General features: G+C 55.2%; 1 protein-coding gene. It reads right to left on the reverse strand.

The window, feature by feature from the left end; genetic code table 11:
* Window positions 1-417: transposase (locus GTP27_RS23350; protein ID WP_161041466.1), on the reverse strand; the 417-nt coding region annotated here is incomplete at both ends.

A 417-nucleotide genomic window follows, 5' to 3' on the forward strand; every position in this document is an offset into this window, starting at 1 on the left:
CAATCTCTTCCATCCTGCGCTTTAGCTTGGCATTGGTGAAGTTGCGATCGCTGCTGTTGACAGCCTTGAATTTACTGCCGTCAATCGCAACGACCGCATCTGAGAATAGGTCCAGTTGCTGGCAGAGCACGACGAACTGGCGGCAGACATTCCGAATGCCCTTGCCGTTATCCCTTCGGAAATTCGCTATCGTCTTGAAGTCAGGTGTCAGGCGTCCCGTCAGCCACATCAATTCAACATTGCGCTGTCCTTCGCGCTCCAGCCGCCGACTCGACTGAATTCGGTTGAGGTAGCCGTAGATGTAAAGCTTTAGCAGCACTGCTGGATGGTACGCCGGCCGCCCCGTCTTTGCCGGCTGAACACGTGCGAACCCGAGGCTGCTCAGGTCGAGCTCATCGACAAAAACATCGACTACAC

This window comes from Duganella qianjiadongensis, from assembly GCF_009857915.1.
GTDB classification, from domain to species: domain Bacteria; phylum Pseudomonadota; class Gammaproteobacteria; order Burkholderiales; family Burkholderiaceae_D; genus Rugamonas; species Rugamonas qianjiadongensis.